The organism is Betaproteobacteria bacterium (assembly GCA_016791345.1).
Lineage (GTDB): Bacteria > Pseudomonadota > Gammaproteobacteria > Burkholderiales > JAEUMW01 > JAEUMW01.
Genome location: JAEUMW010000433.1, coordinates 1 through 7,624 on the forward strand (window position 1 = coordinate 1; position 7,624 = coordinate 7,624).

Consider the following 7,624-nt stretch of genomic DNA (forward strand, 5'->3'; position numbering starts at 1 on the left):
GACACCGCGTTGATCGGTGCCTGCTGGGCGGGCGCCGGCGTGTCGCTTCTGGTCGTCGCGAACCGCTTCAGCGGTCCCGCGCTGCTCACCCTCTTCGCGCTCTACCTGTCGCTGTACCACGTCGGACAGGTCTTCCTGCAATACCAGTGGGATCTGCTGCTGATCGAGACCGGTTTTCTCGCCTGGCTGCTCACCAGCGGGTCGCGCATTCCACTGTGGCTGCTGCGCTGGCTGCTCTTCCGCTTCATGTTCCTCTCCGGCGCGGTGAAACTGGCAAGCGGCGATCCCGCCTGGTCGTCGCTGAAAGCGCTCGACTACCATTTCGAGACGCAGCCGCTGCCGACCCCGCTCGCGTGGTATGCGCACCAGTTGCCGGAAGACGTGCATGCCTTGCTCGCTGCCGCGCACTTTACGATCGAACTCGTGCTGCCGTTCCTCGTCTTCCTGCCGCGCCGCTTCCGCTTCATCGCGGCCGCGGGCTTCCTCGCGCTGCAACTCGCGATTCTCGCGACCGGCAACTACGGATTCTTCAACCTGCTCGTGCTGGCGCTGACACTGACGCTGCTCGACGATCAGTTGCTGCGCGGTGTGCTGCCCGCACGATTCGCCGCCGCAGTGGCGATGCGCTCACCAAGAGCGCCGCGGCACACGCTGGTGCTCGCCTTGAGCGTGTTCGCGGTGGTCGCGGTCGCTATAGGGGCGGCGCAGATGCAAAGACGCATCGAACTCGTGCCCAACGCGGTGGACTTCGGACCGATCACCGCGCTGCGTCTCGTCAATCCCTATGGCGTATTCGCGCACATGGTGAGGGACCGGCGCGAAATCGTGATCGAAGGCTCAACGGACGGCGTCGACTGGCGGGAATACGTGTTCCGCTACAAGCCAGGGCCGGCGGATCGCGTCCCGCCGTGGAACGCGCCGCATCAGCCGCGCCTCGACTGGCAGATGTGGTTCGCGGCGCTCGGCGAAGCGCGCGACAACCCTTGGTTTACGCGCTTCCTCCGCCGACTGCTGGAAGGCTCAGGTGACGTAACTGCGCTCTTGGAGACCGATCCCTTCGCGGGACAACGACCCAAGTTCGTGCGCGCGACGCTCTACCGCTATCGCTTCGCGACGCCGTCGGAAAGGGCACGCGGACTCTGGTGGGTGCGCGAGCCGGAGCTCGAATACCTTCCCCCGGTTACGCTGGAAACCATCGAACAGGCGCGGCAGCGCGGACCTATCGACTCGCTGTTCCGGTGGCGGTAAGAAGGGGAGGAAGCGGTCGTACACACCAAGTGACGGCCCCAATACTCGCTCGGTCCGCGAACCGGAGAAACCCTAAGACGAAAAGTTGCCGTATGTGTATAAAATGTGTAATGTTTCAGCATCAGTGACCGCGTAACAAAATGGAGGTAAGCCATGGCCGACAAAAAGGAAAAAGTTCGATTGAGTGCGGATCTATCCGCTGACGTAGCTGTTGCCTTGCAGCAATTAGCGCTCGATCAGGGGATTACTTTGACAGAAGCGTTAAGCCGTGCAATCAGCACAGAGTCGTACCTGCACCAGAAGCGAAGTGCCGGTGGAAAGGTCTTGTTGGATGAGGACGGCAAGCTAAAGGAACTGGTCTTCATGCCCGGTTCAAGAAAGGATGGTCGTGGTTGAGCGCCCTGCGGTCGATGGGGATGACGCCAATCCGCGCATCACGGATGAGGCCGGGTCCTTGACAACTGGCCAATCCAAGGAAACGTTGGAAAAAACGCCCCGCGAGCTGGATGCAACGGTTCCGGAGGGCGTGCCCCTGCCATCTCTAGGTAGGCTCGAAGAGAAAAAATACGACGTCGAGCGCTCGACTCACGAAGCCCGCAAGCTTATCGCCTATTGGCTACTTGGACTGCTCACACTCTTGGTGGTTGGAGCATTTGTCGGACTCTTGGGGGTAATCACCGACGGGCCGAGCTTTGAACAACTCAAGGCGTTGGTCGAACTGATCTTAGGGCCAATCATCACCCTCGTATCCGCGGCAACTGGCTTCTACTTCGGTGCGAAATCCGTCTCAAGCAAAGAGTGACTCAACCAACAAGATATCTAAGGGCCTGTCGCGCGACATTCGTGCGTGAGAGCGGGTGGCCTGAGCTGCCAATCAAGGCACACCACGCAGTCGGGACCGAGCGTCTAGGCGAGGAGCGCAAAGCTAGACCGAGGACAGAGCCACAGGCAGGCGCCCCGGCTCGGGGCCGCCAGCTTGCGCCATGTCCGGCCTCGGCCGCGACCTGGAAGCTGCGCAGCAGTCGAGAGCGGGAGCGGGCGAATCGGCCGGACACCCGATCACAGCCTCTCTTCGACCCAGTCCCGTACTGATGACAGAGCCGCGGGCAGACGTCCCGGCTCGGTACCGCCTGCCTGTGCCATGTCCGGGCGCCCCCCGCCCTTGCCACCGACCTGCCCCGCCACGTAGTTGGCGAGCTCGCCCGCCTTCACCTTTGCCGTGAGGTCGGGCGTCACGCCGACGACGAGCGATACCCGCTGGCCGTCGACCGACGCGAGCACGATGGCGGCGCTCTTGAGCTTGTCCTTGAGCTTGTCGATCGCCTCGCGCAGCGCCTTGGAGTCCGCCCCGTCGAGCGCCGCGGCGAGCACCTGCGTGCCCTTGACCGCGACGGCCTCGCCCGCCAGATCGTCACCCTGACTGGAGGCGAGTTTCGACTTGAGCCGCGCGAGCTCCTTCTCGAGCTGGCGCACGTTCTCGACGATCTGGCCGATCTTCTGCGTCACTTCCTGCGTCGGCGTCTTGAGCGAGGCGGCGACCTCTTCGAGTTGCGCCTGCTGCTGTTGCACGTAGGCGAGTGCCGAATCGCCCGTCGTCGCTTCGACCCGCCGTATGCCGGCGGCAACCCCGCCCTCGGACAGGATCTTGAAGAGGCCGATGTCACCGGTGCGGCTCACGTGCGTGCCACCGCACAGTTCGGTGGAGAAGTCGCCCATGCCGATCACGCGCACCTCGTCGCCGTACTTCTCGCCGAAGAGCGCCATGGCACCGCTCTTTATCGCCTCGTCGTACTTCATGTGACGCGGCTGCACCTTCGAGTTGCGGCGGATCTGCTCGTTAACGAGCGCTTCCACGCGGCGGATCTCGTCGGCCGTCATCGGCGCCGGATGCGAGAAATCGAAGCGCGTCTTCCACTGATCGACGAGCGATCCCTTCTGCGTGACGTGCGTGCCGAGCACCTTGCGCAGCGCCGCGTGCATGAGATGCGTCGAGGAATGGTTGTACATGGTGCGGGTGCGCGCCGCCGCATCGACGTGCGCCATGACCTGGTCGCCGACCGCGAGCCGGCCGGTACGCAGCAGCCCCTTGTGGCCGAACACTTCGGCCTGGATCTTCTGCGTGTCGGTGACACTGAACGTGCCGTTGCCCGAGTGCAGTTCGCCGATGTCCCCGACCTGACCACCAGACTCGGCGTAGAACGACGTCTGGTCGAGCACGACGACCGCTTCCTGACCGGCCTCGATGAACTTGACCGCCGTGCCCTCGCGATAGAGGGCGACGACCTCGGCTTCCAGCGTCAGGGTGTCGTAACCGTGGAACCGGGTTGCGCGCCCAACGTAATCCACGCCGGTCTGCATCTGGAACCGCGACGCGGCACGTGCGCGTTCGCGCTGGCGCTGCATCGCCTCCTCGAAGCCGGCGAAATCCACCGTGATGCCGCGCTCGCGCGCGATGTCCGCCGTGAGGTCGACCGGGAAACCGAAGGTGTCGTAGAGCTTGAACACCATCTCGCCATCGAGCATGCGGTCCTCGCGCTTGAGCGCGCCCTCCAGCACCTCCATGCCATGGTGCAGCGTCTCGGCGAAGCGCTCCTCCTCCTGTCTGAGCACCTGCATCACGCGCTCCTGCGCCGTGACGAGCTCGGGATACGCCTCGCCCATGATCCGCACCAGGTCCGGCACGAGCGCGTAGAAGAACGGCTCTTTCTTCCCGAGCTTGTAGCCGTGGCGGATCGCGCGGCGGACGATGCGGCGCAGGACGTAGCCGCGACCCTCGTTGCCGGGAATCACGTCGTCGGTCACGAGGAAAGCACAGGCGCGGATGTGGTCCGCGATGACCTTGAGCGAGTTGCTGTCGAGGTCGCGCGCCCCCGTCTCGCGCGCCGCTGCACGGATCAGATCCTGAAAGAGGTCGATCTCATAGTTGGAGTGCACACCCTGCAGCACCGCTGCGATACGCTCCAGCCCCATGCCGGTGTCGACCGAGGGCTTCGGCAGCGGATGCAGCGTGCCGCGCTCGTCGCGGTTGTACTGCATGAAGACGAGATTCCAGATCTCGATGAAGCGATCGCCTTCCGCGTCTTCCGAACCCGGCGGCCCGCCCTCCACTTCCGGTCCGTGATCGTAGAAGATCTCGGTGCACGGACCACACGGTCCGGTCTCGCCCATCTGCCAGAAGTTGTCCATGGTCGGGATGCGCGCGAGGCGCTCGGCCGGCACGCCCACCTCGTTCAGCCAGATGTCGGCCGCCTCATCGTCTTCGGCGTACACGGTCACCCAGAGACGGTCTGCGGGGATCCCGAGCTCATCGACCAGGAACTCCCACGCGTACTTGATCGCGTTGCGCTTGAAGTAGTCGCCGAAGCTGAAGTTGCCCAGCATCTCGAAGAACGTGTGGTGACGCGCGGTGTAGCCGACGTTCTCGAGGTCGTTGTGCTTGCCGCCCGCGCGCAGACTGCGCTGGCAGCTCGTCGCCCGGGTGTAGGGGCGCTTGTCGTGCCCGAGGAACACATCCTTGAACTGCACCATCCCCGAGTTCGTGAAGAGCAGCGTCGGATCGTTGATCGGAACCAGCGGGCTCGAAGCGACCACCGTGTGCCCGTGACGCTCGAAGAAACCCAGGAATGATTTGCGTATGTCGGCGGCTTTCATTGGCGAAGTAAGCGCGCAGCGCAAGGCGCGCGCGGGACGAATAAGTGAACCTTGAATTGTGGCGGGAACCGTGACGATGCGCAAATCAGGGCGTGCGAACCAGCCGTCCTACACAACCGGTTCTTCGCCTTGCACGACGCTGCGGATGACGTCAGCGGCAAAGCCGCGGCTCTGCAGGAAGCGCATCTGCTTGGCACGGGCCGGCGCGTCGCGCGCGACTTCACCAAAGCGCTTGCGCCAGATCTCGCGTGCACGTTCAAGGTCGGTGCGGCGCGCATCAGCCACCACGCGCTCGCGTGTGGCGTCTGCGACGCCCTGCTGCTTCAGATCGTGCGCGAGGCGGAGGCTGCCGTAGCGGCGCGTGAGCGTGTGCGCGCGCGCCTCGGCATAGCGCTCGTCGGAGAGCAGGCGCGAGGCGACGAGCTCGTCGAGCAGCGCGTCGAGTTCGTCCTCATTTTCCGCGAACGCGGCGAGCTTGCGCTTGAGCTCGACGCGCGAATGTTCGCGACCGGCGAGCAGGCGCAACGCCCGCTCGCGCAGCGTCTTCTCGCGGATCAACCCGCAGCCGCGGCGGGCGGGGTCGCGTCAGCGACGCCGACGTTCGCGCGGATCCTGCTCTCGATCTCGGCAGCGGTCTCCGGATGCTCGCGCAGGAATTCGCGCGCATTGTCCTTGCCCTGCCCGATCTTGTCGCCCTTGTACGCGTACCAAGCGCCCGACTTGTCGATCAGCTTGTGCACCACGCCGAGCTCGACGATCTCGCCTTCGCGCGAAATCCCCTCGCCGTAGAGGATGTCGAATTCGGCCTGCTTGAACGGCGGCGCCACCTTGTTCTTCACCACCTTGGCGCGCGTCTCGTTGCCGATCACTTCCTCGCCCTTCTTGATCGACCCGACGCGGCGGATGTCGATGCGCACCGAGGCGTAGAACTTGAGCGCGTTGCCGCCGGTGGTGGTCTCCGGGTTGCCGAACATGACGCCGATCTTCATGCGGATCTGGTTGATGAAGACGACGAGCGTGTTCGAGCGCTTGATGTTGGCGGTGAGCTTGCGCAGCGCTTGCGACATGAGGCGCGCCTGCAGGCCGGGCAGCTGATCGCCCATCTCGCCCTCGATCTCCGCCTTGGGTGTCAGCGCGGCAACCGAATCGACGATCACCACGTCGACCGACCCGGAGCGCACCAGCATGTCGGTGATCTCGAGCGCCTGTTCGCCGTTGTCCGGCTGCGAGATGAGGAGATCCGCGACGTTCACGCCGAGCTTCTGTGCGTAGCCGGGATCGAGCGCGTGCTCGGCGTCGACGAAGGCCGCCGTGCCGCCCAGCTTCTGCATCTGCGCCACCACCGAAAGCGCGAGCGTGGTCTTGCCGGAGGATTCCGGTCCGTAGATTTCGACCACACGGCCGCGCGGCAGACCGCCGACGCCGAGTGCGATGTCGAGCCCGAGCGAACCGGTGGAGACCACCTGCACGTCCTTCGCGACGTCGTGCTCCCCCAGGCGCATGATTGAGCCCTTTCCGAACTGGCGCTCGATCTGCGAGAGCGCTGCGGCCAGGGCCTTCTGCTTGTTGTCGTCCATGATCTGCGGAATTTCCTTCTCGATAAACACGGCATTCTCCCATAAGGCAAAGTGGCGAACCATCGCGCAGCCTGCGGCCGCGGGTGTGGCAGCCATCTTGGGCAGCGCAGTGGCTCACCACGCGAGCCAGGGTCGAGCGGGAGACGAACGGCGGGCAGCCCCGCCGCGAAGCGCTGGTGCGCCTACAGCTCAGGCAACGGCGGTCGGGGCGAGTATTTCCAGAATGCCTTCGAGAGCACGCGCGACGGCGCGGCGACGAACCTCGTCGCGGTCGCCGGCTAAGTGCAGCGTCTCGGTGCGCACCCGGCCGTCTCGGTGCGCCCAGGCGAAGGACACGGTGCCGACCGGCTTCTCCGGTGTGCCACCGTCCGGCCCGGCGATTCCGGACACGGACACCGCGACCTGCGCACGGCTGTGATCCAGCGCGCCCAGCGCCATGTCGCGCGCGGTCTCCTCGGACACCGCACCAAAGCGCTCGATCGTGTCGGGCAGAACGTCGAGCATTTCCAGCTTGGCGCGGTTGGCGTAGACGATGAACCCGCGCTCGAACCAGTTCGAGCTGCCCGGGACCATCGTCACCGCCTGTCCTATCCAGCCACCGGTGCAGGACTCGGCGGTCGCCAGCCTGAGGCCTGCACCCTTCAGTGCGAGGCCGACGCGTTCGGCAAGATCGTAGAGGTGAGTGTCCATCGCGGGTCCAGTGTCCGGCAACGATAACGAAGGGATCGGCAAACCCGGCCGCGAGTTCCTCGCGTGTTCACCCCGCGACCGCTTTCCACGCAGAAAGGCACAGCAGGGCGAAGAACGCCGCCACGACATCGTCCAGCATCACTCCCAGCCCATCCTTCAGGTGACGGTCGATGTAGCGGATCGGCGGCGGCTTGAGGATATCGAAGAAGCGAAAGAGCAGGAAGGCGAAGGCCTGCCACAACAGCGTGCGCGGCGTGAGGAAGAGTACCGCCAGGAACGCCACGGTCTCGTCGAACACCATGCCGCCGTGATCGTGTACGCCGAGCGCACGGCCGGTGCGGCCGGTGGCCCAGACCCCGACCCAGAAGAGCGCCACGAGTGCGAACACCCAGGTGAGCGCATCGAGCCGGGGATCGAGCAAGGCAAAGATGGGAAACGCGAGCAGCGTGCCGAAGCTG

Annotated in this window: 8 protein-coding genes; 3 read left to right on the top strand and 5 right to left on the bottom strand. The window is 64.9% G+C overall.

Annotated features, from left to right (window positions below; genetic code table 11):
* From JNK68_16250 to JNK68_16260, 3 genes are all read left to right on the top strand, one after another.
* Window positions 1–1,248, top strand: a 1,248-nt coding sequence (locus JNK68_16250; protein ID MBL8541895.1) for a lipase maturation factor family protein, incomplete at its 5' end; no start/stop codon positions are given.
* Between the two features lie 153 nt (window positions 1,249–1,401).
* Complete coding sequence (locus JNK68_16255; protein MBL8541896.1) at window positions 1,402–1,644, top strand: hypothetical protein; 243 nt, start codon at window positions 1,402–1,404, stop codon at window positions 1,642–1,644.
* Entirely contained in the window at window positions 1,637–2,050 is a 414-nt protein-coding gene (locus JNK68_16260) for a hypothetical protein (GenBank protein MBL8541897.1), read from the top strand. Before JNK68_16255 ends, JNK68_16260 begins: the two co-directional genes overlap by 8 nt.
* A 257-nt stretch (window positions 2,051–2,307) precedes the next feature.
* Here the strand turns inward: JNK68_16260 and alaS are convergent, their stop codons facing one another.
* The 5 genes from alaS to JNK68_16285 all read right to left on the bottom strand — a co-directional run.
* Complete coding sequence (alaS, locus tag JNK68_16265) at window positions 2,308–4,899, bottom strand: alanine--tRNA ligase (GenBank protein MBL8541898.1); 2,592 nt, start codon at window positions 4,897–4,899, stop codon at window positions 2,308–2,310.
* Window positions 4,900–5,007: 108 nt separating this feature from the next.
* Window positions 5,008–5,457 carry a recombination regulator RecX gene (recX, locus tag JNK68_16270; GenBank protein MBL8541899.1) on the bottom strand — a complete coding sequence of 150 codons (450 nt, stop codon included), beginning with the start codon at window positions 5,455–5,457 and terminating at the stop codon, window positions 5,008–5,010.
* On the bottom strand, window positions 5,454–6,476 hold the full coding sequence (gene recA / locus JNK68_16275; GenBank protein MBL8541900.1) for a recombinase RecA: 1,023 nt from the start codon (window positions 6,474–6,476) through the stop codon (window positions 5,454–5,456). The genes recX and recA overlap by 4 nt, the downstream gene beginning before the upstream one ends.
* Before the next feature lie 189 nt (window positions 6,477–6,665).
* Window positions 6,666–7,166, bottom strand: coding sequence for a CinA family protein (locus JNK68_16280; GenBank protein MBL8541901.1), 501 nt, complete (start codon window positions 7,164–7,166; stop codon window positions 6,666–6,668).
* A gap of 67 nt (window positions 7,167–7,233) precedes the next feature.
* The coding region (locus tag JNK68_16285; GenBank protein ID MBL8541902.1) for a phosphatidylglycerophosphatase A at window positions 7,234–7,624 on the bottom strand (391 nt) is incomplete at its 5' end.

Bases quoted from the DNA above. Each gene is read 5' to 3' on its own strand.
- JNK68_16255 (MBL8541896.1), top strand. From the start codon at position 1,402: ATGGCCGACAAAAAGGAAAAAGTTCGATTGAGTGCGGATCTATCCGCT.
- alaS (MBL8541898.1), bottom strand. From the start codon at position 4,899: ATGAAAGCCGCCGACATACGCAAATCATTCCTGGGTTTCTTCGAGCGT.
- recA (MBL8541900.1), bottom strand. From the start codon at position 6,476: ATGGACGACAACAAGCAGAAGGCCCTGGCCGCAGCGCTCTCGCAGATC.
- JNK68_16280 (MBL8541901.1), bottom strand. From the start codon at position 7,166: ATGGACACTCACCTCTACGATCTTGCCGAACGCGTCGGCCTCGCACTG.